The 26382-nt window shown below is 65.7% G+C and carries 28 protein-coding genes; 12 read left to right on the forward strand and 16 right to left on the reverse strand.

The window, feature by feature from the left end; genetic code table 11:
• Window positions 1-97: 97 nt before the first annotated feature.
• Together Q8M13_RS12985 and Q8M13_RS12990 are read right to left on the reverse strand one after the other, a co-directional pair.
• Window positions 98-2473 (reverse strand): arylsulfatase, encoded by a 2376-nt coding sequence (locus Q8M13_RS12985; protein ID WP_305300380.1) that lies wholly within the window; start codon window positions 2471-2473, stop codon window positions 98-100.
• Window positions 2474-2623: 150 nt separating this feature from the next.
• Window positions 2624-2953, reverse strand: a complete 330-nt coding sequence (locus Q8M13_RS12990; RefSeq protein WP_305300381.1) for a putative immunity protein — start codon at window positions 2951-2953, stop codon at window positions 2624-2626.
• Window positions 2954-2976: 23 nt separating this feature from the next.
• Here Q8M13_RS12990 and Q8M13_RS12995 point away from each other — a divergent pair, with 23 nt between their 5' ends.
• Window positions 2977-3495 (forward strand): GNAT family N-acetyltransferase, encoded by a 519-nt coding sequence (locus Q8M13_RS12995; protein WP_305300382.1) that lies wholly within the window; start codon window positions 2977-2979, stop codon window positions 3493-3495.
• A gap of 3 nt (window positions 3496-3498) precedes the next feature.
• Here Q8M13_RS12995 and pncB read toward each other — a convergent pair whose 3' ends face one another.
• Entirely contained in the window at window positions 3499-4815 is a 1317-nt protein-coding gene (gene pncB, locus Q8M13_RS13000; RefSeq protein WP_305300383.1) for a nicotinate phosphoribosyltransferase, read from the reverse strand.
• Between the two features lie 52 nt (window positions 4816-4867).
• Window positions 4868-5086: a hypothetical protein gene (locus tag Q8M13_RS13005; RefSeq protein ID WP_305300384.1), complete on the reverse strand. Its 219-nt coding sequence runs from the start codon at window positions 5084-5086 to the stop codon at window positions 4868-4870.
• A gap of 158 nt (window positions 5087-5244) precedes the next feature.
• On the opposite strand from Q8M13_RS13005, the gene Q8M13_RS13010 reads away from it, so the two are divergent.
• Both Q8M13_RS13010 and Q8M13_RS13015 read left to right on the forward strand, forming a co-directional pair.
• Entirely contained in the window at window positions 5245-5685 is a 441-nt protein-coding gene (locus Q8M13_RS13010; RefSeq protein ID WP_305300385.1) for an SRPBCC domain-containing protein, read from the forward strand.
• 43 nt (window positions 5686-5728) lie between these two features.
• Window positions 5729-6094, forward strand: coding sequence for a YbaN family protein (locus Q8M13_RS13015; protein WP_305300387.1), 366 nt, complete (start codon window positions 5729-5731; stop codon window positions 6092-6094).
• 5 nt (window positions 6095-6099) lie between these two features.
• On the opposite strand, the gene Q8M13_RS13020 is transcribed toward Q8M13_RS13015, so the two are convergent.
• Window positions 6100-6657, reverse strand: a complete 558-nt coding sequence (locus Q8M13_RS13020) for a hypothetical protein (RefSeq protein ID WP_305300388.1) — start codon at window positions 6655-6657, stop codon at window positions 6100-6102.
• Between the two features lie 205 nt (window positions 6658-6862).
• Here Q8M13_RS13020 and Q8M13_RS13025 point away from each other — a divergent pair, with 205 nt between their 5' ends.
• The 6 genes from Q8M13_RS13025 (at window position 6863) to Q8M13_RS13050 (ending at window position 11121) form a co-directional block, all read left to right on the forward strand.
• Window positions 6863-7045, forward strand: coding sequence for a DUF3606 domain-containing protein (locus tag Q8M13_RS13025; RefSeq protein ID WP_305300389.1), 183 nt, complete (start codon window positions 6863-6865; stop codon window positions 7043-7045).
• A 7-nt stretch (window positions 7046-7052) separates the two neighbouring features.
• A complete protein-coding gene (locus Q8M13_RS13030) occupies window positions 7053-7823 on the forward strand; it encodes a sulfite exporter TauE/SafE family protein (RefSeq protein ID WP_305300450.1) in 771 nt (256 codons plus the stop codon).
• A 57-nt stretch (window positions 7824-7880) separates the two neighbouring features.
• Window positions 7881-8375: a hypothetical protein gene (locus Q8M13_RS13035; protein WP_305300390.1), complete on the forward strand. Its 495-nt coding sequence runs from the start codon at window positions 7881-7883 to the stop codon at window positions 8373-8375.
• Between the two features lie 295 nt (window positions 8376-8670).
• Window positions 8671-9492 (forward strand): alpha/beta fold hydrolase, encoded by an 822-nt coding sequence (locus Q8M13_RS13040; protein ID WP_305300391.1) that lies wholly within the window; start codon window positions 8671-8673, stop codon window positions 9490-9492.
• A gap of 29 nt (window positions 9493-9521) precedes the next feature.
• Window positions 9522-10286 carry an alpha/beta hydrolase gene (locus Q8M13_RS13045; RefSeq protein ID WP_305300392.1) on the forward strand — a complete coding sequence of 255 codons (765 nt, stop codon included), beginning with the start codon at window positions 9522-9524 and terminating at the stop codon, window positions 10284-10286.
• A gap of 52 nt (window positions 10287-10338) precedes the next feature.
• Window positions 10339-11121, forward strand: coding sequence for an alpha/beta hydrolase (locus tag Q8M13_RS13050; RefSeq protein WP_305300393.1), 783 nt, complete (start codon window positions 10339-10341; stop codon window positions 11119-11121).
• 3 nt (window positions 11122-11124) lie between these two features.
• Here Q8M13_RS13050 and rsmA read toward each other — a convergent pair whose 3' ends face one another.
• On the reverse strand, window positions 11125-11949 hold the full coding sequence (gene rsmA / locus Q8M13_RS13055; protein ID WP_305300451.1) for a 16S rRNA (adenine(1518)-N(6)/adenine(1519)-N(6))-dimethyltransferase RsmA: 825 nt from the start codon (window positions 11947-11949) through the stop codon (window positions 11125-11127).
• Window positions 11950-12049: 100 nt separating this feature from the next.
• On the opposite strand from rsmA, the gene Q8M13_RS13060 reads away from it, so the two are divergent.
• The 3 genes from Q8M13_RS13060 to mtnN are packed head-to-tail and all read left to right on the forward strand — an operon-like array spanning window position 12050 to window position 14102.
• The gene (locus tag Q8M13_RS13060) at window positions 12050-13084 is read left to right on the forward strand and encodes a flagellar hook-length control protein FliK (protein ID WP_305300394.1); all 1035 of its coding nucleotides are present in this window, start codon (window positions 12050-12052) and stop codon (window positions 13082-13084) included.
• Window positions 13081-13353, forward strand: a complete 273-nt coding sequence (locus tag Q8M13_RS13065; RefSeq protein WP_305300395.1) for an EscU/YscU/HrcU family type III secretion system export apparatus switch protein — start codon at window positions 13081-13083, stop codon at window positions 13351-13353. The genes Q8M13_RS13060 and Q8M13_RS13065 overlap by 4 nt, the downstream gene beginning before the upstream one ends.
• A 14-nt stretch (window positions 13354-13367) precedes the next feature.
• A complete protein-coding gene (gene mtnN / locus Q8M13_RS13070) occupies window positions 13368-14102 on the forward strand; it encodes a 5'-methylthioadenosine/S-adenosylhomocysteine nucleosidase (RefSeq protein ID WP_305300396.1) in 735 nt (244 codons plus the stop codon).
• On the opposite strand, the gene greA is transcribed toward mtnN, so the two are convergent.
• From greA to Q8M13_RS13120, 10 genes are all read right to left on the reverse strand, one after another.
• Window positions 14099-14578, reverse strand: a complete 480-nt coding sequence (gene greA / locus Q8M13_RS13075) for a transcription elongation factor GreA (RefSeq protein WP_305300397.1) — start codon at window positions 14576-14578, stop codon at window positions 14099-14101. The genes mtnN and greA overlap by 4 nt on opposite strands.
• On the reverse strand, window positions 14575-15246 hold the full coding sequence (locus tag Q8M13_RS13080) for a class I SAM-dependent methyltransferase (RefSeq protein WP_370870052.1): 672 nt from the start codon (window positions 15244-15246) through the stop codon (window positions 14575-14577). The genes greA and Q8M13_RS13080 overlap by 4 nt, the downstream gene beginning before the upstream one ends.
• Before the next feature lie 40 nt (window positions 15247-15286).
• Window positions 15287-16042 carry a hypothetical protein gene (locus Q8M13_RS13085; RefSeq protein ID WP_305300398.1) on the reverse strand — a complete coding sequence of 252 codons (756 nt, stop codon included), beginning with the start codon at window positions 16040-16042 and terminating at the stop codon, window positions 15287-15289.
• Between the two features lie 107 nt (window positions 16043-16149).
• Window positions 16150-17988, reverse strand: coding sequence for a DUF885 family protein (locus Q8M13_RS13090; RefSeq protein ID WP_305300399.1), 1839 nt, complete (start codon window positions 17986-17988; stop codon window positions 16150-16152).
• Window positions 17989-18058: 70 nt separating this feature from the next.
• On the reverse strand, window positions 18059-18241 hold the full coding sequence (locus Q8M13_RS13095) for a hypothetical protein (RefSeq protein ID WP_305300401.1): 183 nt from the start codon (window positions 18239-18241) through the stop codon (window positions 18059-18061).
• Window positions 18238-19398, reverse strand: coding sequence for a PepSY domain-containing protein (locus Q8M13_RS13100; protein WP_305300402.1), 1161 nt, complete (start codon window positions 19396-19398; stop codon window positions 18238-18240). Before Q8M13_RS13100 ends, Q8M13_RS13095 begins: the two co-directional genes overlap by 4 nt.
• A 12-nt stretch (window positions 19399-19410) precedes the next feature.
• On the reverse strand, window positions 19411-21492 hold the full coding sequence (locus Q8M13_RS13105) for a TonB-dependent siderophore receptor (RefSeq protein ID WP_305300403.1): 2082 nt from the start codon (window positions 21490-21492) through the stop codon (window positions 19411-19413).
• A gap of 142 nt (window positions 21493-21634) precedes the next feature.
• Window positions 21635-22636 (reverse strand): 4-hydroxythreonine-4-phosphate dehydrogenase PdxA, encoded by a 1002-nt coding sequence (gene pdxA / locus Q8M13_RS13110; protein ID WP_305300404.1) that lies wholly within the window; start codon window positions 22634-22636, stop codon window positions 21635-21637.
• Window positions 22633-24063: a peptidylprolyl isomerase gene (locus Q8M13_RS13115; RefSeq protein WP_305300405.1), complete on the reverse strand. Its 1431-nt coding sequence runs from the start codon at window positions 24061-24063 to the stop codon at window positions 22633-22635. The genes pdxA and Q8M13_RS13115 overlap by 4 nt, the downstream gene beginning before the upstream one ends.
• The gene (locus Q8M13_RS13120) at window positions 24053-26353 is read right to left on the reverse strand and encodes an LPS-assembly protein LptD (protein ID WP_305300406.1); all 2301 of its coding nucleotides are present in this window, start codon (window positions 26351-26353) and stop codon (window positions 24053-24055) included. Before Q8M13_RS13120 ends, Q8M13_RS13115 begins: the two co-directional genes overlap by 11 nt.
• Window positions 26354-26382: the final 29 nt, after the last annotated feature.

The following is a 26382-nucleotide window of genomic DNA, read 5'->3' on the forward strand; positions in this document are numbered from 1 at the left end:
GAGAGTCTGCATCATCACTGGCTACGGCCCTACCGACACGGACTATGTTGACCCGGCCGCAGCATCGGCGCGGTGAGCACCGCGCCGGGAAATCGCGCTACTGCCGCGCCATGGCGATGCGGATCGCGTCGTCGGCCGAGACCAGATGGTCAGTGCTTTCGCTGGCCTCATCGATGGCGATCTCAACACCCCTGATTTGGCCGTTGAAGGCGTTGCCGTGAGGACCGTAGTCCTGCGACACCGGCGCGCCGGTGTCGCGACCGACATCGCATCCGTCGTCCGCCGAGAAGATCATGGCGGCGGTGGCGGCGATATGGCCGCTGCCGACTTTCTTGCCGTCGACATAGAGGGTCGCGGTCCCGCCCTTGCCTGGCCCACCTCCGTCATAGGCGAACTCCATGCGAACTTGGTGGTCGCCGGGGGAAAGGACGCTATCGGCCTCGACGTAGAAGTACTGAATGCCCATCAGATTGTAGCAGTACTTGAGCTTGCCGCCCTTGGCGTAAAGGGCCCAGCCGCCGATGTTGCCGCCCTGGGCGATGATGACGCCCTCGGCGCCGCCAGAGGGCACGGTCAGGCCGGCCGTCACGGCGTGCGACTTGTTCTTGATGTTGACGACCGAGTTCTCTGACAGCCGCCCCATGCCGCCGAACAGGACCTGGGTCTTGCCCTTGATGAGGACCGGCCGTCCGGCCAGGTCAGAGTTGAGCCGCCGCGCAAGATCATCGTCCATCGGCAGGACATTGTAGCGCACCGCCTCGATCAGCCACAGGCGCTGCAGGTCATGCAGCTTTTCGGGCATCGCCTTGGATAGGTCCTTGGCTTGCGACCAGTCCTTGGTGGTGTCGTAAAGCTCCCAGACGTCGTCGTCGAAGGCTGGGACCTGCTCGCCGATTAGCAGCCAGGGGGTCTTGTGCCGGGTCACCGCCGTCCAGCCTTTGTGGTAGACGCCGCGATTGCCGAACATTTCGAAGTACTGGGTCTCGTGGCGCTCGGCCGCGCTTGGATCGTTGAACGAATAGGCCATGCTGACCCCCTCGATCGGGATCTGCTGCACGCCGTTTACGGATAGGGGCTCGGGTAGGCCGGCCACGTCAAGCAGGGTGGCGGCGACGTCGATCACGTGGTGGAACTGGGTACGGATCTCGCCCTGGCCTTTGATGCCGGAGGGCCAGTGGACGATCGTCCCGTTGCGCGTGCCGCCAAAGTGCGATGCGACCTGTTTGGTCCATTGGTAGGGCGTGTTCATCGCGTGGGCCCAGCCCACGGCGAAGTGGTTGTAGGATTCCGGACCGCCCAGCTTGTCGATGCGGTCCATCAGGAATTGCGGCGTCTCTAGCGCCGCCGCCCCGTTGAAATTGATCATTTCGTTGAAGGTGCCGTTCAGGGTGCCTTCGGCCGACGCGCCGTTGTCGCCGATGATGTAGTAGACCAGCGTATCGTCGAGGAGATGAAGCTGCTCGAGGCTGTCGATCAGCCGGCCGACATGGTGGTCGGCATATTCGAGGAAACCAGCATAGATCTCCATCTGCCGACGCAGGACCGGCTTCAAGGCGTCGGGCATGTCGTCCCAGGCGGGGACTTGCTTGTGCCGGGATGTTAGTTCGCAGTCTTTGGGGATAACGCCCAGCGCCTTTTGCCGCGCGAAGGTCTCTTCGCGGACCTTGTCCCAGCCACCATCGAACTTGCCCTTGTACTTGTCGGCCCATTCAGTTGGGACATGGTGCGGGGCGTGGGTGGCGCCCGGCGCGAAGTACATGAAGAACGGCTTGTCTGGGATCAGCGCCTGCTGCTGGCCAACCCAGGCTATCGCCTTGTCGGTCATGTCAGCCATGAAGTGATAGCCCTCTTCAGGCGTCTTCTCGACCTCGATAGGGGTCGTGCCTTCATAGAGCGAGGGGTACCATTGGTGGGACTCGCCGCCGATGAAACCATAGAAGTATTCAAACCCGCCGCCGCCGGTCGGCCAGGCGTCAAAGGGGCCGGCCGGACTGGTCTCCCAGACCGGGACCTCGTGGCATTTGCCGAATTGCGCCGTGGCGTAGCCATTCAATTTCAGGGTTCGAGCGATCGGCGAGGCCGTGTTCGGCAGGATCGAGTTGTAACCGGGCGCGCCGGTGGCGATCTCGGTGATGCCGCCCATGCCGACCGAGTGGTGGTTGCGGCCGGTGAGCAGAGCCTGGCGGGTCGGCGAGCACAGGGCGGTGGTGTGGAAACGATTGTACTTCAGTCCCCGGGCCGCCAAGCGTTCCGCGGTGGGGGTTTGGCAAGGTCCCCCGAAGGCGCTGGCTGCGCCGAAGCCCACATCGTCGAGCAGCACGATCAGGATGTTCGGGGCGCCTTTCGGGGGGCGCAATTGCATGATCGGCGGATATTTGGTGTCCGGATCCTTGGCGTCATAGGTGACCAATCCCGTTCGGGGACGGTCGGGGATCGGCAGAACCGTACGCGAGATGTCGTGCGAGGCGCTCATGGCGACGTCCTTCCCGGGGGTGCGGGCGAGGGCCCGAGGGTGCGCTCGCTTCGGATAAGCTGAAGCTAATGGCTGGTGTAACCTCGGTATATCGGGCCGAACCCTTAGGTCGGCGCTAGCCACCACCTCCAAGTCGTCTGGGGGCGAAATTCAGGCCTTAGGCTCGGCGTCTGCCGCATAGTCGGCGACGTGCGGGGCGTGGCTGGCGACGTGAGCGGTAGCGGCGGCATGACCGGCTGCCCGCGCCGCGGCGCGGGCGGGGGGATTGGTGGTTTCGCGCGCCGCGGCGTGGGCGGCGAAGGCGGCGGCCCGGGCCTGGCCGACCGCGATCTCGCCTCGGGCCCAGGCGCGGGCTGCTGCGATCGCATGGCGCGGACGTTGGTCGTGCGGGCGCTGGTTCTCAAAATATGGGAGGACTAGCTCTGCGAGGTCGGCGGCCCTGAGCACCAGCATTCTGTGTTCGCTCGCCTCGAGTTTCATCTATCCTCCAGACCCTTGCGCCCATGACCGTAACTCTGATCCAGGCTTCCGCGCAGCAGGAGCCGATCCTTCAGAACCTGATGCAGTTCTACACCCACGATTTTTCGGAATTTTGGGCGGGGACGTCCAGGGGCGACTTGACCGCTGACGGTCAATTCGAGGCCTACCCCTTGGCCGATTACTGGACCCGGCCCGCTTGGTCGGCGCAACTGATCTGGCGAGACGGCGTCCTGGCCGGTTTCGCCCTCATCAACGATCAGGCCCACGCCGGCCAGCCGGTGCAGAGCAGTGTGGCCGAGTTCTTCATCCTGCGAAAACATCGTGGCGGCGGCGTGGGACGCGAGGCGGCCGAGATGATCTTCTCGCAGCGGCCGGGCTCGTGGGAGGTGGCGGTGGCGCGCAAGAACGTTCGTGCCTTGGCCTTCTGGCGACGGACCGTGCGAGAAACGGGCAGGGCGAGACGCATCTCCGAAACCGACGTTGACGACGCGCACTGGAACGGCCCGATCCTCCGCTTCACCTGGTCAGGGGCATCAACCTAAGGGCTAGACGCTGACTGTCGACCGGACCCGGCCGGCGTCGCCGAACACTCGCAGGTAGCGGGCAATCTCCGCCGGATCCCCAGTCGCCTTTTCGGGATTGTCCGACAGCTTCACAGCCGGACGGCCGTTGGCGCTGGTGACCTTGCAGACCAGGGAGATCGGGGCGAGGGCGTCGCCGCTCCCCTGGCCATTGCTGGGCAGGCAGCCCTTGAAGTCGTTCGTCAGGTTGGTGCCCCAGCCAAAGCTGGTCCGCACACGGCCGGCGAAATGGGCGTGGACCTGCTCGATGGTGTCGATGTCCATACCGTCGGAGAACACCAGCAGCTTGGAGCGCGGGTCTATTCCCTTGGCCTTCCACCAGGCGATGATCTCCTCGCCGCCTTCGATCGGCGGGGCGCTGTCGGGGCGAAAGCCGGTCCAGTCGGCGACCCAGTCCGGGGCGTCGTTAAGGAAGGCGCGGGTGCCGTAGGCGTCGGGCAGGGCGATCAATAGATTGCCGCCATAGGTGTGCCGCCATTCGTCGAGCACGTGGTAGGGCGCCTGGCGAAGCTCGTCTTCGGTGTTCGCAAGGGCCGCGGCGACCATTGGCAATTCGTGGGCGTTGGTGCCGATGGCCTCCAGGTCGTTGTTCATGGCCAGCAGCACGTTGGAAGTGCCGAGCAGCGCCCCGCCGACGCCTTCCTTCAGCGCTTCGACGCACCAGGCTTGCCAGAGGAACGAATGGCGGCGGCGGGTGCCGAAGTCCGATAGAGCCAACCCCTCCAGCTGTCGGAGGCGTTCGACCTTGCCCCAGAGCTTTGCTTTGGCGCGAGCGTATAGAACATCGAGCGCGAAGCGGCCCTGATCGCGCAGCGCCGCGCGGGTGCGCAGTTCGTTGACGATGGCCAGGGCCGGGATCTCCCACATGGTCGTGTGGGTCCAGGGGCCATGGAAGTGCAGTTCGTACTGGCCGTCCTTCTTGGACAGCTCGTACTCGGGTAGCTGAAAGTCCCGCAGCCAGGCGATGAAGGCTGGGCTGAACATCTGGGTCTTGCCGTAGAAACTGTTGCCGGCCAGCCAGATCAACTCCTTGTTGGTGAAGGTCAGGGTGCGAGCATGGTCCAGTTGGGCCCGCAACTCCCCTTCATCGACAACCTCGGCCAGGCGGACATGGCGGCTACGGTTGATCAGCGAGAACGTCGCCCGCACGTCAGGGTGCAGCGACCATATGAGCTGCAGCATCAGCAACTTGTAGAAGTCGGTGTCGAGCAGGCTGCGGACGATAGGGTCCAGTCGCCAGCCGTGGTTGTAGGTGCGCGTCGCGATGTCGGTCAGGGCCATGGTGCGATTACAGCACGAGCGCTTGGCGATTGCAGCGGCTAGGGGCCGTGGCTCAGGCGGTTTGGGAGCGGCCGGGAAGATCGCCTACTGCCAGCGTCCCGTCGGGCGTCAGTTGGGCGACGCGGCGTCCGCCGTCCCAAAGCTCGGCGGGGTAGGGGCGCAGGTGCGCAGCGATGAAGCGGTCCACCGCCTCGGCGTCGCTTTCACATTCCAGCGTCCCGCCGAGCCGCAACCGGGAACCTTCGAGGAGATAAATCTGATAGTTCGTCATGTGCGTCGCCCAGATCAGTTTAACGACTTTCTGCCCGTCGATGTCGAGTTAGGTCTGTCGGGCGCCAGACAGTTCGCGCTCAAGGTTGGTTGATCCAGCGATCTCGCCGAAACTGCCGAGTGCGCTGACGGAGCGGCAACCTGCGCTATATTCGGTCTATGCATCAGATCCGCACCGAGGCCGTGATACCAGCGTCGCCTGACGAGATCTGGGCGGTGCTCTCCGACTTCTCGCGCTATGGCGAATGGAACCCGCTGAACCTCCAGGCGTGGGGCCAAGCGCGTCTGGGCGCGCGGGTGCCGATGGTGTTCCGCAATCTGGCGTCGGGCGGCGACGCCGTGGTTCGGCAAACGGTTCGGATCGTCGCCGCCGAGCCAGGTCGAGAACTGGCCTGGGCTGGTCATGTGCCGTTCCTGTTCGCTGGGCGTCACGGCTTTCTGCTTACGCCCCGCGGACGCGAGACCCATGTTCTGCACACCGAAATCCTGGGCGGGCTGTTGGCGCGAACCTGGACCAAGGCCAAGATCGCGCGCGATTTTACGCCGGCCTACGAGGCGGTGAACGTCGCCTTGGCCCTTCGTGTCGCTGCGTTGCACTGACCCCCTATCCATCGCCGCGTTTCTGATAGAGACTCGCAACAGTATGACGCGGGCGATTTACTTGCTTTTGGGGCTGGGGTTCACCGCGCTGGGTGTGGTGGGCGCGTTCCTGCCGCTGTTGCCGACCACGGTGTTTCTCATCCTGGCCGCCGCCTGTTTCGCCAAGTCGTCCCCGCGCATGGAAGCTTGGATCCTGGATCACAAGGACTTCGGCCCCCTGGTCCGGGCCTGGCGCGAGAATGGCGCGATCCCGCGCAAAGCCAAGGTGCTGGCTTGCGCCGGCATGGCCGGCGGCTTCGTGCTGTTCTTCCTAAGCGTTCACCCCAAGCCATGGCTGGCCCTGTTGGTCGCCGTCGCTCTGGCGGCCTGCGCGCTGTTCGTGGTGTCGCGGCCCAGCGCCCCGCAATAGGGCCGCTAGGCTCCTTCGACCCCGATGAGCTGGAGGAAGCTGACGACCGCTACGCTCTTGCCCTGCGGTTGAGGAGGGCGACCCTCGACCCACATCGGCATGATGATCCAGGCCTTCGGAAAGCGTCGCAACTCACGCCCGGATTTGTCGTCCGGAAGCAGCCGTTCGGCAGGGCCCAGGTCGACGCAGGCGCGGTGCATGGGCGCAATGGCTCCGCAGTCCAGCAACGGCTGTGAATCGGGCATGGCTGGCGGCAGCGCCGGGCCAAGACCTTTGGCTCGCAAAGCACCTGCGGTGGTCGGCTGGGCGGTCCGGCTCCAACGATCATCCTCTTGAGTCGGCTCACCGCACATCGGGCAGCGCATCTCACCCACAGACCTGCGTTGGCGGAAGAGATGGGCCCGAGTGTAGACGGGCTCGCCCACGCCGGGTTTGATTTCCTGGCTGATGGCCAGTTGGCCATCGACGCTGGGGCAGCGGGAGACGCCTGTCTGCGGCTCCTCCGACCAGCTGGCGATCCACGGGACGTCGACGCCTATCTTGAGATCCGACACGGGGCTCATTTCGCGATTTCGATGGCAGGGAGGCGGAATGCGGGCGCTAAGGCGGCGGGGCGAGGAGCAGCGGCAAGATGGATCAACATGGCCTGCAGTTGAGCGCAGAAAGCAGCGGCGCGCCATATCCCCTTTGACGCGAAAGTAGCTGCAATGGACGTAGGCGGCGGCCAGCGGACTTGGTATGGCGGGCCCTTAGGAAGCGGAGAGCGTCATGGCCGAACCGAAGGGCAAGCGGGACTTTCGCGACAATCCGCGGATCGACGTCCGCGAGCGTCATGAGGTGGCGTTCTGGGCCAAGCGCTGGGGCGTGACCGCCGATCAGGTCGTAGCCGCGCACCGCAAGGTGGGCCACAACGTCAAGGACATCGCGGCCGAACTCGGCAAGCGGAAGTGACCACCCACTGCTGACTGACCCATTCTTCTACGCGGTGGCGATTCCCGCGGTGATCCTGCTTGGCCTGGCCAAGGGCGGGTTCTCCGGCATCGGGGTGATCGCGGTGCCGTTGATGGCGCTTAGCGTTTCGCCGGTGCTGGCCGCCTCGATCACCCTGCCGATCCTGATCGTCCAGGACGTGGTCAGCGTGTGGGCGTTCCGGAAGACGTGGGACAAGCGGGTGCTGCTGGTGATGCTGCCCAGCGCGGCGATCGGGATCGGGCTGGGCTTCGCCTTGGCGGCGTTCGTCAAGCCTGGCGCGGTCGAGTTGGCGGTCGGCGCGATCTCAATGGTGTTCGCCGTGCAGCGGCTGTGGGTCGAGCGGGCTACGGCGCCGGTCGCCGAGGCGCGGCCGGAAGGATTGCCTTGGCGCGGGGTGCTGGCCGGGATCGCCGCCGGCTTCACCAGCCAGATCGCCCACGCGGGCGGGCCGCCGTTCCAGATCTATGTGATGCCCAAGAAGCTAGCGCGTGATGTGTTCATCGGCACCAGCGCCATCTTCTTCGCCGTCGTGAACTGGATGAAGGTTCCCGCCTATTGGGCGCTGGGCCAGTTCACCCGCGAGAGCCTATCGACCGCCGCGGTGCTGCTGCCTCTGGCCATCGCCTCGACCTGGGCCGGGGTCTGGCTGGTCCGCCGGGTGCCCGGGCGGAACTTCTACAAGATCATCTATGGCCTGCTGATCGCGGTGGGCGGCAAGCTCGCCTGGGACGGCGCCAGCTCACTGTTGGTTGGATAAGGCCACAAGAGCGCCCATATCAAGGCGCTAAGCTTGAGCTTCAGTGGAGCGTGCGTCATGCGGACATCATCGAAGACGATGGCGGCGGGGATCATCGCCCTGGCCATGGCCGCAGGCGGCGCTCAGGCCCAGGAGGCGATGGCGACCGCCGGGGCCACCGGCGCGGCGCTGAGCGATGTCGTAGCGAGCGAGCCGGCGCCCGCGCCGCCAGCCGCCGCGGCGCCGCTCGAAGACACCGCCGCGCAGATCCAGCGTTGGCTGACCGAAAGCCCCGTCAATGCTGACGATAGCGACGGCCAGCTGCTCGACCTGCGGCGCGAAGATCGCCAGATGCATGGCGAGGTCGGTGTCGCGGTCGGAAGCGGCGGCTATCGCAGCGCCTACATCACCAGTGTCATGCCGCTCGGGGACAATGGAACGTTGGCGCTCAGCTTCGGCCAGGAAAAGAACGCTCGTGGCTACTATCGCGGGGCCTACGGCTACCCGTTTGGGGAGTCTTTAGGCTACGGCCTGCCGGGCTACTATTCGCCTGGGCGCGGGCCGGTCTGGTAGCAGGCCGGCAACCCGGTCAGTTCGTCCAGCAACTCCTTTCAGGAGTCTTCATCAGGGCCTGCGCCTCGCGCGGGCCCTTTTTCGTGTTCGTGATCGAGGCGCCGCGCCGGCGCCGATGAGCGCCTTCTGGGCAGGAGGTCGTTCGCCGCACCTATCACAGCCGTCGGTGCTGAAATCCAACAGGGGTTCGCGCTTACCGTGCGTTGTGCGAAGGTCTCGAAAACCGACGATATCCGAACATCCAGAGCTGAGTTGAACGTTCGACGGCTCAGCTTTGAAGCTGCAGGAAAAGACGATGGCCACGATCACTACAAAGGACGGCGTGACGATTTTCTACAAGGACTGGGGGAAAGGACAGCCGGTGTTGTTCTCTCACGGCTGGCCCCTCTGCGCCGACGCGTGGGATGGACAGATGGCGTTCCTGGGGGCGCAAGGCTACCGGGTGATCGCGCATGATCGCCGCAGTCACGGCCGTTCCGACCAGACCTGGGACGGGAACGACATGGACACCTATGCTGACGACCTGGCTGCGCTGATCGAGGCGCTGGACCTCAAGGACCTTGTCATGGTCGGCCATTCGACCGGAGGCGGGGAGGTCGCCCATTATCTGGGTCGCCACGGAACGGGCCGCGTGGCGAAGGCGGTGCTGGTCAGCGCTGTGCCGCCGTTGATGCTGAAGACCGTCGGCAATCCTGGCGGCCTGCCGATCGAGGTCTTCGACGGTATCCGCAAGGGCACGTTCGACAACCGAGCCCAGTTCTACAAGGATCTGGCGACGCCGTTCTTCGGCTACAATCGGCCCGGCGCCACCTTGTCCGAGGGGGTGCGAGATTCCTTCTGGCTGCAGGGGATGATGGGGGGGCTGAAGGGACAGCTCGACTGCATCCATGAGTTCTCCGAGGTCGACTACACCGAGGATCTGAAGAAGATCGACGTGCCGACCCTGATCATCCATGGCGACGACGACCAGATCGTGCCGATTGATGCGGCCGGACGGATGTCGGCGAAGATCATCAAGGACGCGACGCTGAAGGTCTATCCAGGCGCGCCGCACGGCCTGGCGGTCACCCATCAGGACCAGCTCAACGCCGACCTGCTCGCCTTCATACGGGGCTGACGTCCATGAGCCAGGGGGGCGGTCGGTCGTTGGTTTTGATCCACGGGGCCTGGGTCACGGCGCAATCATGGGACACCTTCCGCCAGCCTTTCGAGGCCGCCGGCTACACGGTGCACACCCCGACATGGCCCATGCTGGAGGGGCGCAGTGCGCGGGAGCTCAACGAAAGCCCGCCATCAGGCTTTGGCGCGCTGACCACCGGCTCCATCGTCGACCGTCTGCAGGCGTTCATCACGACGCTTCCAGATGCGCCGCTCATCGTGGGTCATTCGTTCGGCGGGCTTTTCACGCAGATGCTGCTGGACCGCGGGGTGGGCCGGGCGGGTGTGGCGATCAATCCGGTGCCGATAGGCGGTATTGTTCCGGGACCTACTTCGCTGACTGCGGTGCTGCCGGCGGTCGCACGGTGGAACGGTTGGAACCGTCCCTATGCCATGAGCCGCCAGGTCTGGTCCAAGCGGTTCGCCAACACCGCTCCGCCGGTGTTCCAGAACTCATCCTACGACACCTACGTAATCCCGACCTCGGGCCGCATCCTGCACCAAGCGGCGACCTGGCTCGGGACCGTCGTCAGGCCGGCGCGGCGAACGGTTCCCCTCCTGATCACCGGGAGCGAAGGTGACAGGCTGATCACGCCCTACATTTCCAAGGCGACCTTCAACCTTCAACGCCATTCGCTTGCTCCCACCGACTTCACGCAGTTCGCCGACCGATCTCACTTGCTGATCGCCGAGCCGGGTTGGGAGGAGGTCGCCGCACGCGCAATCGACTGGGCGGCGAGGCGTGAGGTCTAAAGCGAAGCTTAGAGAGTCGCGTAAAAACAAAACATAATTGGAGATATCTAACGTGGCTGAGAGCTCGACCAAGACCGTGGTTTTCGTCCACGGCGCCTGGATGACGCCGGAGTGCTGGGACAGCCTGCGCAAGCCGTTCGAGGCGGCGGGCTACACGGTACATGCGCCAACCTGGCCCTATCTCGACCAGGGAACTGCAGCCGAGTTGCGCGCCAATCCGCCTGCGGGGTTCGGAGGATTGGGGATTGGGCCGATCGTCGATCACTACCAGTCCTTTATCGAGAAACTGCCAGAAAAACCGCTGATTATCGGCCACTCCTTCGGGGGCCTCTATGTCCAGATGTTGCTGGATAGGGGGCTCGGCGCGGCTGGAATCGGCATCAGTCCGGGGCCGGTTGGCGGCGTCATTCCCGGCCCGATCTCGCTGGCGGCGGCCCTGCCGGTGATCGCGCGGGTGGGGGGCTGGATGCGTCCCTACACCCTGTCCCGGGAGGGCTTTGCCAAGAATTTCGCCAACACCGTCTCACCGGAGATGCAGGCGGCAGCCTATGACAAGCTGGTCGTGCCGACGCCGGGGATGATTTTCTATCAAGCGGCAGGCTCGATCGGGACTTGGGTCAATCCAAAGCGGCGAACCCAGCCGCTGCTGATCATGGCGGCCGAGCACGACCGCACGGTCACGCCCTATGTCTCTAAGGCCTCTTACAATGTGCAAAAGCACTCGGACGCGAAGACCGACTTCAAGTTCTTCCCGGGTCGCTCGCATTTCCTGATCGCCGAGCCAGGCTGGGAAGGGGTCGGCGACTACGCGCTCAATTGGGCGCAAGGGCTCTGACGGTCAGCGCAGCCGCCAGGTGTCGGCAAGGGCGAGAAACCCTTCAATGTCGATGGTTTCGGCCCGCGCTTCAGGCGGGACGCCGGCGGCCTCGCAGAGATCGCCGCCGCCCAGCGCCTTGAGGCTGGAGCGCAGCATCTTGCGGCGTTGGCCAAAGGCTGCGGCGGTGATGGTTTGCAGGGCGTCGAGGCGCGGCGCCTCCGGCCGCTCGGCGAGGGGCGTCAGGCGAACCACGGCCGAGGCGACCTTCGGCGGCGGGGTGAAGGCGCGAGCTGGAACGTCCATCACGACTTGGGCGTGGCTGGTCGCCTGGGCGATCACCGAGAGCCGCCCATAGGCGTCCGAGCCAGGTTCAGCGGCCACACGATCAGCCACTTCCTTCTGGAACATCAAGGTCATCGACGCGGGAGTGAAAGCGCCCGTCAGCCATTTGATCAGTAAGGGCGTGCCGACGTTGTAGGGCAGGTTGGAGACCATGTGGGCCGGCACGCCGCCAGCGACCTCGGTCTCGTTCGTGGTGAGGGCGTCTTCCAGTCGCAGGGTCAGGGCGCCGCCTGATGCGGCCGACAGTTCCTCCAGCAGCGGGGCAAAACGGGGATCGGCCTCGACGGCCGTGACCCGCGCGCCGGTCTCCAACAGGGCGCGCGTGAGGCCGCCCGGTCCCGGGCCGACCTCGATCACATGATCGCCGGGGCCGACCTGCGCCAGGCGAGCGATCTTGCGGGTGATATTGAGGTCGAGGAGGAAGTGCTGGCCAAAGCTCTTCTTGGCCAGAAGGCCGTGCTCGGCGAGGGTGTCGCGCAGGGGCGGGAGCTGGTCGAGGGTCATCAATGTTGCGAATAGCAGGCTCGCGGCCTTCGCCATAGCTTAAGGCTCGCTTCACCGCCTGTGGATAGAATCGACGGGCCTTTCACGGGATGATTTCGACGTGACGATCACGCCCATCACCGGGCCGATGATGCCCCAGGTGACGATCCCGGTGACGCCGGTTCGTCCGGTGATCCCCGTGGTGCCGGCCTCTACTCCCTCGATAGAGATCGGGGCGGGGCAGATCTCCGCACAGGTCCTGGCCCAGACCGCCGAGGGCGCGGCGGTGCGGCAGGGCGGGTTGGCGCCGCTCATGGCGGACCTCGCCCAGGCGGCCAGCAATCCGGCGCTGCCGACGCCTGTGCGATCGGCTGCCGCCCAGGTCCTGGCCCAGGCCAGTCCTGCCAGCGCCGGCGTCACTGCAGGCGACCTCGCTAGGGCGCTCAGCCGGTCGGGCCTTTTCCTCGAGGCAAACCTCGCAGCGGCTCCCCAAACGTCGCCGATTGGTCAGGACATGAAGGCCGGACTACTGGTGCTGAACCAGGCGCTGACCGCCTGGCTGGCGGGCGCCCCACGGGCCCCGGCGCCTCGCAATCCGGCCAAAACGCCGCCGCCCCCCTATAGGGCCGGATCGACGCGGGCTCAGCCTAGCGCCACACCGAGCCTGCCCGCCGATGCTGCTCCCAGCGCGGTCGGCCAACGGCTGCTCGCTGAGACCCAGGCCGCCGTGGCGCGCCAGGAGCTGCTGCAGATAGCCTCGCTGCCCGCTGCGCCGGGTGAGGCTCTGGACGCTCAGGTCACGCGCTGGATGTTCGAGATGCCATTCACGACGCCGCAGGGCGCGAGCGTGGCCCAGTTCGAGATCAGCCGCGATGGAGCTGGCGGCGTGGGAGGCGAACCGGCCTGGCGGGTGGCGTTCTCCTTGGACATCGAACCGTTGGGGCCAATTCATGCCCGGGTGTCCCTGGTGGGCGATCAGGCGGTTGTCAGCCTATGGGCCGAGCGAGAGATGGGGTTGGCGCGCTTGCGTGACGACCAGGCGATGTTGAGCGCTGCGCTGGCGCGGGCCAGTTTCCGCGCCGAGATCGCGGTGCATCCGGGCGCGCCGCGGAACGCTGAGCCGCATGCCGGCCAGCTGGTGGACCAGACCTCATGAGCACGCCCGGTAAGCGGCCGGTGGCCGTGGCCTTGACCTATGACGCCCCGAACGCTCCCCGCGTCGTTGCCAGCGGCCGTGGTCTGATCGGCCAGAGGATCATTGAGGCCGCCGAAGCTCATGGCGTGCCAATCGAGAAGAACGCGGTGCTGGCCGAGGCGCTGTCGACTATCGAACTGGAGACGGAGATCCCCGAACGCCTCTATGTCGCCGTGGCGGAGATCCTGGCGTTCGTCCTGCGGGCGGCGGGGGACAAGCGGCCGGGCTAGATGGAGCGCAAGATATGTACGGCATCCTGTGCGCCACGCCAGAAGAACTGGCGGCGCTGAAGGCCACGCTCCACCTCGACATCGAACCCGAGGTCCATGGACCGACAACGGTCTGGACCGGACGCCATGAGGACGAGACGATTGTCGTGGCCCTGGCCGGGATCGGAAAGGTCAATGCGGCCGCCGCCGCGACGCTCCTGCTGGCGGTCTTCAGCGCCCGGGTCCTGATTTTCGCAGGCGTCGCCGGCGGTCTGAATCCAGCCTTTCCCGTCGGCTCGGTACTGCTGGGCGAGCGGCTGGCGATCCATGACTATGGGGCGATTTCAGCCCGAGTGTTCACGCCGACCGCCTATGGGGTCATTCCGGTCGGCGCGCCGCGGCTGGATGAACTGACGATGGCGTCCGAGTCGGTGCGCGCCGTGTTGATGCGGTTGGCGGATACGGTCGCCGGGCGGCTCGACGCTTCGCCCTATCTGGGCGGGGTGATCACCGCCGACTACTTCCTCAATTGCGCGGAGACTCGTGATGAGCTCCACGCCGCGTTTGGCGCGGACGCCATAGACATGGAATCTGGCGCGGTGGCGCAGGTGGCCGGCGCCTGGAACGTCGACCTTTACGTCATTCGTACGTTGTCGGACCTGGCCGGCGCGGATAGTCACCTGACCTATGGTGAAACGGCGGCGATGGCGGCGCGGAATTCGGCGCTGTGCGTCCCGGCCTTGCTGGAGATCCTGAGCAAGGATCGCTAGTCGACCGCGACGATCTCCACCTCGGCGCCGGCCACGGTGGCGATATCGCCGACGGTCTTGCCCATCAAGGCGCGCGCCAAGGGCGAGTTGTAAGACACCGAGCCCTGGGTCGGATCGGCCTCGTCCTCGCCGACGATGGCAAAGGTCTGGCGGCGGCCGTCCTCGCGCTCGAAGGTGACCTTGCGACCGAACTGGATGGTGTCGAGCGAGAGGTCGGGCTCGATAAGCTGGGCGCTGGCGCGGCGGGCGGAATAGTAGCGCAGATCCCGGGTGGCGCGGGCCATGGCGGAGCGGTCGGCGCCGGCGTCGCCACTGACCTGGGCGGCGCTGTAGGCCGCACGCGCCTTGGCGAGTTCGTCCTCGATCTGGGCCAGGCCACGGGCGGTGACAAGGTTGGGATGCGGTGAGATGGGGCGGTCGGGCAGGTCGGCGGCGGCCGACTCGCTGTCCTGCTCCTTGGTGAAGGCGACACTCATGGTGCGATCCTCTCGGTCGAGGGTGTCATGAATACGTCGTATCGCAGGGTCTTGCCGATAATCTGATGCGACGGCTTGCGCAGGCCAGGCATGGGCGGCCCCTTGCGCGGCCACTTCAGGACCACGCGCTTGCGGGCGCAGGCCAGGGCCGCCTGCATCAATTCGAACTGGTCCGGATCTGTTCCGACGAGCTCGCGAAGGATGCGCATGTCCTTCTTCACCAGGGCGGTGGAGGTGCGCTCGGGATGCATGGGATCGACGATCACCACGTCGGCCGAGAGGCCCTTCAGCAATTCGCGGGCGTCTCCGTGCAGCAGGGTCATCCGGGCGACGGTCTCCACCGTTGGGGCGTCGCCCTCAGCGGCAGCAGCAGCCAGCCCGGCTTTCAGGCGAGCGTGGACCTGGGGCGAGCGCTCGATGAGCGTCACCTGGGCCCCCAGCGAGGCCAGCAGAAAGGCGTCGCGGCCGAGGCCGGCCGTGGCGTCCACGATGCTAGGCGTGACGCCTCCGGTGAACCCAGCGGCGCGCGGCAGGTCCTGGCCGCGCCCGCCGCCAAAGCGAAAGCGATGGCCTACCGCGCCGCCGACGAAGTCGATGGTCAGGTCTTGCGAAAGCTCGTCAGGCGAAGGGTGGGGTGAGGCGGGCAGGGCGGCGGGTCCGTGAAGCAGATGCGCCTATCTCGCCCATGGGCCTGCGCGCGGCAAGCGCTCAGCCGGTGAGCGCCTCGACCCATCGCGCAGCCGACATCCAGGCCGGGGTGGCGCTGAGCGGGACGATGAGGATTTGCTGCGCGAGCAGCAGCGGAGCGCCGATCAGATAAACGGGGTGCGGGCGGCCGCGCGTGCGCCAGTCGTAGACGATCGCCGCCACCAGGAGCAGATCTACGGTGAGGCCAGGCGGGACCGAGACGAAGACTGGCGGTGGGCCGATGACGCCGGGCGGGGTCATGGCTGTCGCAAACAAGCGCGCCATGGCGGCCTGCATCAAGGGGATCATCGCGAGGATCATCAGCCGCTTGTGGACCTCCGGTCGCCGCACCTGGGCGATGGCGGTCCCGAAGAAGCCGGCGAACATCACCAGGGCGGTGAGCGAAACGATCGAGAAGCGGCGGGCCTGGTCCGCCATGCCGATGGCGTCGGCGACCTTCATCGAGTTGATCGCCGCCAGTACGACCGTGAACCCCATGGCGGTGGCCAGAGATATGCCAGCCATGCCCCAGGAACGGTGATCCAGCACTCGGCCGGTGGCCACCAGCGTCGTCTGCACCAGAAAGAACAGGGTCCAGGTAAAAAATAGCGTGCCGTGGATATGAAGGATCGGCGCGCCGGTGAATGTGCCGCTCGCCATTTTCGCCCAGTAGGTGGGGATGAAGCCGCCGAACGCGATCAGCACGAATGCCGATGACATGCCGACGTAGAACCAGCGCGTTTTCGCGCTGGCGGCGTCAAACGTCACTGCGACCATGACCTGCCCCTCACCACCCAATTAGACAACGATGTTATCTTAATCGTAGGGGGCGGCCAACGCCATCGCGAGGCCAGATCGACCAAGTCGGCCGCCGGCGCGTCCAGCTATCCCCGGCGGGACGCCGCCCACTGGTCGATAACCTGCTCCAGGATCGTCAGCGGGACCGCCCCGCCCAGCAGGACGACGTCGTGGAAGCTCTTGAGGTCGAATTTGGGACCGAGCATCGTCTTGGCGCGGCTGCGGAGACGGTCGATCTCGGTGTGGCCGATCTTGTAGCCGCAAGCCTGGCCCGGCCAGACGACATAGCGGTCGATCTCGTTTTCGGCGGCGCCACGCGGCATGCCCACGGTGTCGAGCATGTAGGCGACGGCCTGTTCGCGGCTCCAGCCCTTGCCGTGGATGCCTGTGTCGAGAACGATCCGGGCCGCTCGGTAGAGGAACGATTGCAGGTAGCCGATCTTGCCCGGTGGGTAGTCGTCGTACATCCCCAGTTCGTCGCCGAGTTGTTCTGCATAGAGGCCCCAGCCCTCGTTGTAGGCGGTGAACCCCAGGTTCTTGAACAGCATGGGCGACTCTCCAGCCTCCAGTAGCAGGGCCCCCTGGAACAGGTGGCCGGGAACAGCCTCGTGGTAGGTCAGGGTCGGCAGCGCCCACTTGGCCCAGTCGCTGGTGTCGCGCAGGTTGATGTAGAACGTGCCTGGGCGCGTGCCATCCAGAGATCCGCTCTCGGCGTAGCCACGCGGTGCGCCAAGCTCGATGGCTGGCGGCACGCGGCGGATTTCCATGCCTGCCTGTGGCATGCGGTTGAAAACGCGCGGCGCTTGCGCCTTCACATCGGCCATCATGCGATTGAGGTCGGCGAGCAACGCCGCGCGGCCGGCGTCGGTGTTGGGGAAAAGCTGCGCGGGATCTTGAGCGTAGGCGGTCAGGCGCGCGCCAACGCTGCCCTTGGTCAGGCCCTGCGCCCTCAGGAGCGGTTCAAGCCGCGCGGTAAGGTCCGCGACCTGCGCCAGCCCGATGTCGTGGGCCGTCATGGCGTCCAGCTTGGTCGTGGTGTGGAAGCGCAGGGCGAACTCGTAATAGGCCGCCGTGATCATCTGGCGCGAGACGGTGGCGTCGTGAGTTGCGGTGCGCCGCTGCTCGGTCAGCAGGGCGATCTGTTCGGCCAGCCCCTGCGCGATCGGGCCATCCACGATGGAGGCGGCGCGGGCGGCCCAATCGGTCCCCAGCCCCTTGGCGGCGGCGCGGCGGCCGAGCGAGGAGGCCAGACCCGAGGTCTCGCCGCGCTGGGCGGCCAGCGAGCGCAATTGGGCCAGGGCCTTGTCGATGATGAAGTCCGGCGGGGCCATGCCCATGTCGGCCTGCGCGCGGGCACGGACCGATTCAGCGCGCAGCGCGGTGGCGAAGTCGGTCAGACGGGCGAGGTAGGCCTCGCAGTCGGCCTTGGTCTCGATCATGTGCTTGGTGTCCAGCGCATCGGGAACCTTCTGATAGGCGCCGGTCAGCTGGCTGATCACATACGGCACCGGATAGTCGTAGGAATCCACGCCGACGAATTGGAACCGCTCGGCCTCGGCGCACTGGTCGGCGTACCAGACCACGGTGTCGAGCTCGGTGGCGCCCCGTCCGGTCAGGCTGGCGCGGTCGATGGTCTTGAGCGCGCCGCGCGCATCGATCAGCGGCTGGAAAGAGCCCATTCGGCCGGCGTGCGAGCGGTCGCCGACTCGTGACTTCAGGGCCGCGCGCGGGCCCTTGTCGAGGCCAAGGCCGCTGGCGTTGAGGGGATCGGCGACCAGCATCGCCTCGAAGATGCCGTCATAGATCTGGTGAGCTCGCGCCTGCGCCGGGCTGACCTGCTGGCCGGGCGCGGCGGTGGCGCAGCCGACGACGCCGAGGCTCGCGGCGCTGGCGGAGGCGGCGAGCATTTGACGACGATTGAGCATGCGGAAATTCCCCTCTTGAGACGAGCGCAAGAGGGCACGAGCCGCGGGAGTCGGCAAGATGGTGGAGCTTTCAGGTTCGCCGCGTGGCCAGAGCCCAGGCGATCACGCCGAGCAGGCCGCCCAAGAGCAGCCAGGAGATGACGTTGAAAATTCCGTCGCCGATCAGGGCGCTGATCAGCCCGACCAGGCTTGCGACCGCCAGGATAACCGGAACCACATAGGCGCGGCCTGTCCAGTTGGTCCGCCGGCTCATGGGATGTCCCGTGCCGCTATGGGCAGGCCGCCGCTCTGAATCTCGGCGACGCGGACGTCAGCCGAGGCGCGGCCGCGAGCCAGCCAGAGATAGAGGCCCGACCCGAGCACGACGATGGTGACGAGATCGAGCAGCGCCCAGATGATCTTTAGCGGCAGGCCGCCATAGTCGCCAAAGTGCAGCGGCTGCGACAGCAGCAGGGCCTTTAAATGCCAGGGGAGTTCGGGCGTCGCGGTCACCGCCCCGGTGGCCACATCGACCAGCACCGGCCGATAGAGCCGTTCCCCCAGCGGCGTGGCCCCGTGGACAAAGACGCCATAGTGATGCTCGCCGCTGTAGCCGGTGCCCGGATAGCTGACATAGGCCGGCGTCATGCCGGGCGCGGCGGCGCGGGCGTCCGCCACCGCCTTGTCGATCGAGGCGAACGGTCGGGCGGGCGTCGGCCTGGCGTGGTAGGCGGCGGTAAACTCGGCGAGCTCGTTCTTTTGCCAGGCGGCCTGGAGCGGGGAAGCGAGGGTGTTGATGGCCCCGGTCAGGCCCACGACCAGCGCCCAGCCAAGGGTGACGACGCCAAGCAGGTTGTGCAGGTCTAGCCACTTCAGGCGCGAACTGCGGCCGGTGCGCACCGTCCCGAACTCCAGCTTGCGCATGAAGGGGCCGTAGATGACGAAGCCGGAAACGATGGCGGCCGCGAATAGCAACGCCTTGGCCCCGAGGAACAGCGTACCCGGGAGGCCGACGAACAGGTCCGTGTGCAGGCGAAGGATGAAATACATCACGCCTTCGTTGAATTGCGGGACCGGCAGCACCTCGCCCGTATAGGCGTGCATGACGACGGTGTGCATTTGCGGGGGCGGGGTGTCTGGCTGCGCGCCGGTGTTCACATAGACGGTGGGGGCGTGGTCATCCCAGCCCAGGAACAGAGGCACGTCGCCCGGATACTGCGCCAACGCCTGTGCGACCAGGACGTCCAGGTTGATCGGCTTGGCTCCTGGCTGCGGCGCGCTGACCTCCGGTTCGGCGCCAGTCAGATGGTTGATCTCCTCGTAGAAGATCAGGGGCAGGCCGGTCAGGCAAAGCAGCAACAGGAACAGCGTACAGACGAGGCTGGTCCACTTGTGGACAAGGAACCAGGTTTTCATCGTCGAACGCTGCATGGATCGCGAACCCTAGAAGTGATAGCCGAGGGTGGCGATCACATTGCGGCCGTTGCCGGTGAAGCAGTCACCGAAGGCGCGGCACGGTGAGTAGTAGGTCTTGTCGAACAGGTTTGTGGCGTTCACCGAGAGCGACCAGGCGTTCCAGTCAACCGCCACCAGGGCGTCGGCCAGGGTGTAGCTGGGGGTCTTCAAGGTTCCCGCGACGCCCGTGGAGATGGTCGAGCCGACATACCGAACCCCAAGGCCTGTACGCAGCGAGACCTCGTCGTTCAGCCGCCAGGTCTTCACGCCCCAAGCCGAGGCGAGGTGCTTTGGCGTATCGCTGAGCTGGACACCGATCTCCTCGGCGAAGGTCGATTTGGTGACCTCGGCCTTTGTGTAGCTGTAGCTGGCGGTCACATAGAAGCTGTCGGTCACGGCGGTGGAAGCCTCAAGCTCGAAACCCTTGGATTCCACTTCGCCGGTCTGGACCGTGTTCAACACATTGTCCGGGTCGTTGGTCGGACGGTTGGTCTCGGTGATCTTGTAGCCGGCGAGGGTTACCAGGGTCGTCAAGTTCGGCTGCCACTTCAGACCGCCTTCGTACTGGCTGCCTTTCTGGGGCTTGAAGCTGTCGCCGTAGAAGTCGAGCCCCCCGACCGGCAGGAAGCTCTCGGTGTAGCTGAAATAGGGCGAGAGGCCGTAGGCGAGGTCGAAGATCACGCCGGCGCGGTAGGTCGTGGCGTGATCGACGAACTCCTCGTCGGATCCGACCTGGGACTCGGCCCGGTCGCGACGTGCGCCGAGGACGATCGAGACGCGATCGGCGAAGCGGATCTGGTCCTGCAGATAGACGCCGACCTGGCTCTGCTTCAGCGTGCCGAGAGGCGCCAGTTCTGGCGCGATGAAGTCGCCATAGACTTGGGCGAAGATGTCGATGTCGGCGACCGGACCAAAGCCGCTGTTCTGCTTCTCACGATTGTCGAGATAGTCGACGCCGACCAGGACCTTGTGGGTGAAGGCGCCGGTGGCGACATCCCAGACCACATGATTGTCGGTGGTTAAGGTGCGGGTGTCGGATTCGATCGCATAGGCGCTGCGCGCGACGCGGCGCTGGTCAGCGTCGATGAAGGGGTCGGTGGGGTTCGAATAGACGTCCGGATAGATCTCGTTGAAGGCCGCGCTGGCCTCGACATAACGAATGCCGCTTGAGAACTTCAGGCTGCTAGAGAAGCTGTGATCCGTCAGCAGGGTGATGGCGGCCTGGTCGGTGTCGAGCTTGTCGTAGCCCGGCTCTCCCAGGAATGTGCGGCTGTCCATGCGGCGGCCAGGAGGAGCCTTCAAGGTCGCGACCACCGGCAGGAATTGTTGGCTCGAGGCGGTCTTGTCTTGCTGGTAGAGGCCTAGGAGCGTGAAGCTGGTGGCGTCGCTTGCCCGCCAGGTCAGCGAGGGGGCCACGACGAAGCGGTCGTCGCGAATCTCGCGGGTTTGCATGTTGGAATCGCGGCCGACGGCGACGATGCGGCCGGCTAGGCTGTCGGACGCCAGCGGGCCGGTTGCGTCGATCTGGAACTGTGTGCGATTGAACGAGCCGTACTGGGCGGAGACCTCGCCGCCGGCCTCCCAAAGCGGGCGCTTGCTGGCGACGTTCACGACCCCGCCGGTGGATCCTGCACCGTACAGCATCGAGGAGGGGCCACGCAGCAGTTCGACGCGGTCCAGGGTGAAGACCTCATTGCGCGGGATCAGGCTGTAGCCGAACAGGGTCCGCATGCCGTCCTTGTACTGCGTGGCGTAGAAGCCACGCACGACAGGCTGGTCCTGGCGGGTGTCGAGGCCGAACGCCTCTGCGGTGACGCCAGCCGAATAGCGCAGCGTCTCCTGCAGCGTCAGGGCGCCGCGATCGGCGATCTGGGCGGCGGTGACGACGCTGATCGACTGCGGCGTCTCGATCAGGGCGGTGTCGGTTTTGGTGGCGGTGGTGGCGCGGGTGGCGGTGACCAGCAACTCGCCGACCTGGACGTCTTGTGCGTGGGCGACGCCCGTCAGGCTGATCGACGATACGGCCGCGAGGAGGATGGCTTGGCGGCGGAAACGCAGAGGCGTCAGCATGAAAGGCTCCGATCTAGGGTGGCTTTCCTCTAGCGCTGAGTGTGTAAGGGCTGCAAGTCATTCGCAATTTCAATCGCATAAGTCTGTGCGACTGTGGTTTTCGGCCCATGGTGACGGTCTTGGAGCCACCTGTTTCGGTCTTCTAGGCCGCGCGCCGTCCTGCGATGTCGTGGGCCATGCGGATCGCCGCGACCAGGCTGTCCGGGCGCGCCAGGCCGCGTCCGGCGATGTCGAAGGCGGTGCCGTGGTCAGGCGAGGTGCGGACGATCGGTAAGCCTAGCGTCAAGTTCACGCCGCCCCAGAAGTCCAGCATCTTGACCGGGATCAGGGCCTGATCGTGATACATGCAGACCACGGCGTCGAACTTGGCGCGCGCCGCCTCGTGGAACAGGCTGTCGGCCGGGGTCGGGCCCTTGGCGTCGATGCCGAGCTCCCGCAGCGCCGCGACCGCAGGAGCGATGATCTCCACGTCCTCACGGCCAATCGACCCATCTTCGCCCGCGTGCGGATTGAAGCCGGCGACGGCGAGGCGCGGAGCCTCGATCCCGAAGTCGCTGCGCAGGGCCTGGGCCGTCACCATTCCGGCATTGACGATCTTGTCCACGCTCAGCAGTCCGCCGACCTTCGATAGCGGCTCATGAACGGTGACCAGCGTGGTGCGGAGACCCTCGACGGCCAGCATCATGATCGGACCGCGGGCGCCCTGATAGTTGGCGCTGGCGGTGAGTTCGCCCAGAAATTCGGTGTGGCCTGGGAACTGGAACCCGGCCTCGTAAAGCGGCGCCTTGGCGATCGGGGCGGTGACCAGGCCGCTGACCGCGCCGGACAGCGCCAAGCCGACGCCGGTCTCAATCCATCGGATGATGGCGGGCGCCGCGGCCGAAGAGGGTTGGCCAGCCACGACGGGGCTGCGAAGTGGGATGTCGAGGACCGGCAGGACTTGGCTAAAGACCTCTGCGCCTTGCTTGGGCGTGGTCACGCGCCGAACCATGTGCATGCCCGAGCCGGAGGCCGAAGCCAAAGCCTGGAAGTCGCCGACCACCACGAAGGCAGGGCCTGAAGCACGCAGTTGGCTCCAGGCCTTGAAGACGATCTCAGGGCCGATCCCGGCGGGATCGCCCAGGGTCAGGGCGAGCGGGCTCACCGGGTCTCGATCGTCGCCGAGTTCCGTAGGTCGCGCATATAGCGCCGGGCGATCATGCTGAGTTGCTGGCCAAACAGCCGGCTCTCGATTTGCTCGGCGGTGACTTGTTCACCGCCGGCGCCGCGCTTGGAGCAGACCGCGAGGATATGGAGACCCGCATTGGTGCGGATCGGCTGGGAGAGCTGGCCCGGTCCTAGGGTCTCGACGGCCTGACGGAAGGCTGGGGCCAGATCCTTGATCTCGGCCTCGCCGAGATCGCCGGCCACGACGCCGTTGACCGTGCTGGCCTTGGCTTCGAGATCGCCGCAGCCGGTCACCTGGCCACGCAAGGTTTCGAGCGTCGCGGTGGCAGCGGCGATTTGGCCTTCGGTGGCGTTCTGAGGCAGTGCGACAGCCGCCTGCTTCAGGCTGACCAAGGTGGCCGAGCCGCCGGCGCGCTTTTCACGCAGATAGATGATGTAGACGCCGTCCCGAACCTGAATGGGCTGGGACAGCTGGCCAGGACGCATCTGTTCCAGGGCCGCGTCGATCTCCGGCGCCATTTCGCCAGCGGTGATCCAGCCGGCGTCGCCGCCGTGCGCCGCGGTCGCCGCCGCCGAGAACTGCCGGGCGACGGCCGGGAAGGGCGCGCCCTGCTGCATCTGGTTCACCAGCTGCGCGGCGCCGGTCATCGCCGTCTCCATGCCGCCGACGCGGTTGGCGTCGAGGAAGACTTCGCTGATCTGGTATTGCGGCTTGGAGGCCGCCGCTTCCATGCGTTGCTGCACGGCTTTCACCTGATCCTCGCCGACCCGCAGGCGCGAGCCGTAGCGGCCGCGAATCCAGCGTTGCCAGCTGATCTGGGCGCGGATCTGTTCCTTGAGGGTGACGATCCCAATGCCTTGGGACTGCAGAGAGGCGATGAATTGCTCTGCGCTGAGGTTGTTGCTCTTCGCCATATCGGCGATTTCTTCGTTTAGTTCCTCGTCGCTCGCGATGATCGAGATCTTCTGATCCTTCTCCTGACGGCGCAGTTCCTGGATCTGCAGGCGTTCATCGACGAGGGAGATGAGAGCTTCGCGCTGGAACTGCGGAATGTTCTCCTGGGTCGGCTGGATCCCGGAAGTCGCGATCAGCAGGCGCATCCGCTGGGCGAGGTCGTAGGTCGAAATGATCTGGTCGTTGACCACGGCGGCCACCGATTCACTGAGGCCGGCAGGGGGCGCAGCAGGCCGGACTGCCGGAGCCGCCGAAGCCGCAGGAGCTTGGGCTGCAGGAGCCTGGGCCAGGGCGTAGGGGGGCGCGGCTGCGGCCGCGAAGGCCGCCGCCAAGACGACGCCGCGCGCCGCGAGGCCCGTGACTTTACGCGCGCGGTTCATGGGTGAGGTCTTCCTTAGCGTATAGCCGTAGCGGGCGGCCGGCGTGCGGTCGCGGTTGTCAGTTGCCATATAACGGTTCGCCCAATGTGGCGAGGGTTAGGCGGACGGTGATGGACTCAGACGGACCTAGGCGACCGCGCAGGGTGTCTTCCTTGCGATAGATGACGTCGATGCGCGTGCATTCGTCGGTGTAGAACACGCCCAGATCTCGGATAACCCAAGCATCTTCAACCAAATCGCGGTTGCCGTAGGCGGTTAAACCCCAGTTCTTGGTGAGTTTGAGCTGGCCGCCCACATCGAGGTTTTCGACCTTGTCATTGTTGGGGTTGGCGCGGTCGCGCAGGTAGCGGACGTAGCCGTTGCCCCACTTGTTGTAGACGTTCATGCCCATCTCGGCGCGGGCCACTTCAAGATCGTCGTCAAGGCGCGCCCGGGTGAAGAGCGACACGCCGCGCAACGGTTCGGCGTTGACCGCGACAACCCAGTCCGAAGCTTTCGAACGCAGGCCGCTCTGCTCGGTGAAGATGTCGTTGGTTTCGGTGCGCAACGAGCGACCGATCAACAGGCTGGCGCGTCGCCCGTCGTCCCACAGGATCGAGGCGCGCCCGCCGACATTGGCGCGAATCCCGTCTTCGTAGAGGTCGTAGCCGGGGAACTTGTTGGCCCGGAACAGGTTCGTGTCGTCGAACTCGAAGGCGATCGAATCTTCGTTGAGATAGATCGGGTCGCCATTGGCGTCACGGCCGAGTTCCACCTGCTTCACATCGGGCGACAAAGCCACCTGAACCAATGGTTCAATAACTGCTGTGAAGTCCTTGAAACGACGGAAGAATGGATAACTTACATCAGCGCCGACTACGCCAACGGCGCGGGCCATGCTGTCTGACGTAGAGCCTGATGCGATGCCAGCGATATTGTCGTCGACGCTATAGGCGTCGATCCGAGCCTGTGCGTAGGGCGATACCCGGAGGCCGCCCGCGCTGGTGTAGGTCGCACGCCAATCGAGTTCCCCGGTGGCGCGGCGGCTGTCGAGGCCAGGCAGGTGCTCCGGTGGCGCGTTGACGGGCGACTGATCACGTGTGAGCGCGACGGCGCTCGCTCGCATCCGCAAGCGGCCGCCCGCGATCTGCGGAGTGGCTTCGAACCGCGACTCGATCAGAGGCGCGGCGATCGGGAAGGTGCGATCGTTGTCTTCTGGGCGCAGGCCCTGGATCGTGAAGGCGGCGATCGACAGGTAAGAAGTCTGGTTCTGACGAACCGCATAGAGCTGGCTGATCAGGCGGCGGTCGTCGGCGACATAGAGCCCGCGATTCTCGTAGACGCCGCCGATGTCATACTTGTCGAACAGCAGGTCATCGGAAGTGCGCTCGGCGGTGAACCCCCACAGCCAGTCCTCATTAAGCGCGAAAGCGCCGGCGCTGAGGATGTAGCTGCGCGAGGTCCGGTCGTTGACGGTCTGACCCGCCGCTGCGGCGATGTCCTTGTCGTAGGTGTAGCCGAAGCGGGCGTTGAGGGCGCCGGAGTAGAACCGCTTGCGGAATTCGCCATTAAGGAATGGCGCAACTTTCGTGTTAACTTGAGGGCTTAGCGTCAAATCTGAAGACGGCGAAAGCACGAATAGATAGGGCTGCTCGTAGGACAGACCGCGGCGCTCGGACACCGAGACTTCCGGCGGAAGCAGGCCCGACTTGCGCTCAGCCTGCGGATCCGGATGCCAGAACACCGGCAGGTAGATCAACGGAACGCCCATGATCTGAATGACGGCGTTGCGATAGTAGACGAGCTGGCGGTCGCGATCCTGCACGACGTGATCGGCCTTGATCGACCAAGTGGGCGCCTTCGAAGCGCCATCGGGCGCGCAGATGTCGCAAGGGGTGTAAATCGCCCGGTTGAGCTCGTTGACCCGGTCGTTGCGATGGATGGCGCTAGCGGCCGCCATCTTGATGTTCTGCGGCAGACGCGAGGAGAAGCCAGTCGCCACGCCGGCCTTCATCTGATCGTCGAGCACGAGCTCATCGGCGAACTGGACGGAACCATCGGCGTTGATGATCGTCGTGTCGCCCTTGGCCCGCATGACGCCCTTGGCTTCGTCGTAGATCAGCTCGTTGGCGCGCAGGGTGCGGCCCTGGTAGCGGACCTCCACGTTGCCGCGCGCCGTGGTGACCTTGTTCTTGTCATCGCGGATGACAAGGTCGGCCTCCATGTACAGTTCGCCTTCGGCGAGACCGTCCGGAGAGGGCGCAGCGACGCGCGGCGCTTCCTGGGCTTGAGCGTCATACGCTCCGCCGGCGAGGACCACGAGGGCGACGCCTGCGAGCAGGGCGCGCTTGGCCGAGGCTGAACGCCTGCCGAAACTCATGAAGCTCAGGATCCCCTCAACGCGGTTCG

It is taken from the genome of Phenylobacterium sp. (genome assembly GCF_030681155.1).
In the GTDB taxonomy this organism is placed as follows: Bacteria; Pseudomonadota; Alphaproteobacteria; order Caulobacterales; family Caulobacteraceae; genus Phenylobacterium.

Bases quoted from the DNA above. Each gene is read 5' to 3' on its own strand.
- Q8M13_RS13035 (WP_305300390.1), top strand. From the start codon at position 7,881: ATGCGGACATCATCGAAGACGATGGCGGCGGGGATCATCGCCCTGGCC.
- Q8M13_RS12990 (WP_305300381.1), bottom strand. From the start codon at position 2,953: ATGAAACTCGAGGCGAGCGAACACAGAATGCTGGTGCTCAGGGCCGCC.
- Q8M13_RS13010 (WP_305300385.1), top strand. From the start codon at position 5,245: ATGCATCAGATCCGCACCGAGGCCGTGATACCAGCGTCGCCTGACGAG.
- Q8M13_RS13005 (WP_305300384.1), bottom strand. From the start codon at position 5,086: ATGACGAACTATCAGATTTATCTCCTCGAAGGTTCCCGGTTGCGGCTC.
- mtnN (WP_305300396.1), top strand. From the start codon at position 13,368: ATGTACGGCATCCTGTGCGCCACGCCAGAAGAACTGGCGGCGCTGAAG.
- rsmA (WP_305300451.1), bottom strand. From the start codon at position 11,949: ATGACCCTCGACCAGCTCCCGCCCCTGCGCGACACCCTCGCCGAGCAC.
- Q8M13_RS13025 (WP_305300389.1), top strand. From the start codon at position 6,863: ATGGCCGAACCGAAGGGCAAGCGGGACTTTCGCGACAATCCGCGGATC.
- pncB (WP_305300383.1), bottom strand. From the start codon at position 4,815: ATGGCCCTGACCGACATCGCGACGCGCACCTACAACCACGGCTGGCGA.
- Q8M13_RS13020 (WP_305300388.1), bottom strand. From the start codon at position 6,657: ATGAGCCCCGTGTCGGATCTCAAGATAGGCGTCGACGTCCCGTGGATC.
- Q8M13_RS13115 (WP_305300405.1), bottom strand. From the start codon at position 24,063: ATGGCAACTGACAACCGCGACCGCACGCCGGCCGCCCGCTACGGCTAT.
- greA (WP_305300397.1), bottom strand. From the start codon at position 14,578: ATGAGTGTCGCCTTCACCAAGGAGCAGGACAGCGAGTCGGCCGCCGCC.
- Q8M13_RS13100 (WP_305300402.1), bottom strand. From the start codon at position 19,398: ATGCAGCGTTCGACGATGAAAACCTGGTTCCTTGTCCACAAGTGGACC.
- Q8M13_RS13015 (WP_305300387.1), top strand. From the start codon at position 5,729: ATGACGCGGGCGATTTACTTGCTTTTGGGGCTGGGGTTCACCGCGCTG.
- Q8M13_RS13065 (WP_305300395.1), top strand. From the start codon at position 13,081: ATGAGCACGCCCGGTAAGCGGCCGGTGGCCGTGGCCTTGACCTATGAC.
- Q8M13_RS12995 (WP_305300382.1), top strand. From the start codon at position 2,977: ATGACCGTAACTCTGATCCAGGCTTCCGCGCAGCAGGAGCCGATCCTT.
- Q8M13_RS13090 (WP_305300399.1), bottom strand. From the start codon at position 17,988: ATGCTCAATCGTCGTCAAATGCTCGCCGCCTCCGCCAGCGCCGCGAGC.
- Q8M13_RS12985 (WP_305300380.1), bottom strand. From the start codon at position 2,473: ATGAGCGCCTCGCACGACATCTCGCGTACGGTTCTGCCGATCCCCGAC.
- Q8M13_RS13085 (WP_305300398.1), bottom strand. From the start codon at position 16,042: ATGGTCGCAGTGACGTTTGACGCCGCCAGCGCGAAAACGCGCTGGTTC.
- Q8M13_RS13105 (WP_305300403.1), bottom strand. From the start codon at position 21,492: ATGCTGACGCCTCTGCGTTTCCGCCGCCAAGCCATCCTCCTCGCGGCC.
- Q8M13_RS13120 (WP_305300406.1), bottom strand. From the start codon at position 26,353: ATGAGTTTCGGCAGGCGTTCAGCCTCGGCCAAGCGCGCCCTGCTCGCA.
- Q8M13_RS13095 (WP_305300401.1), bottom strand. From the start codon at position 18,241: ATGAGCCGGCGGACCAACTGGACAGGCCGCGCCTATGTGGTTCCGGTT.
- Q8M13_RS13040 (WP_305300391.1), top strand. From the start codon at position 8,671: ATGGCCACGATCACTACAAAGGACGGCGTGACGATTTTCTACAAGGAC.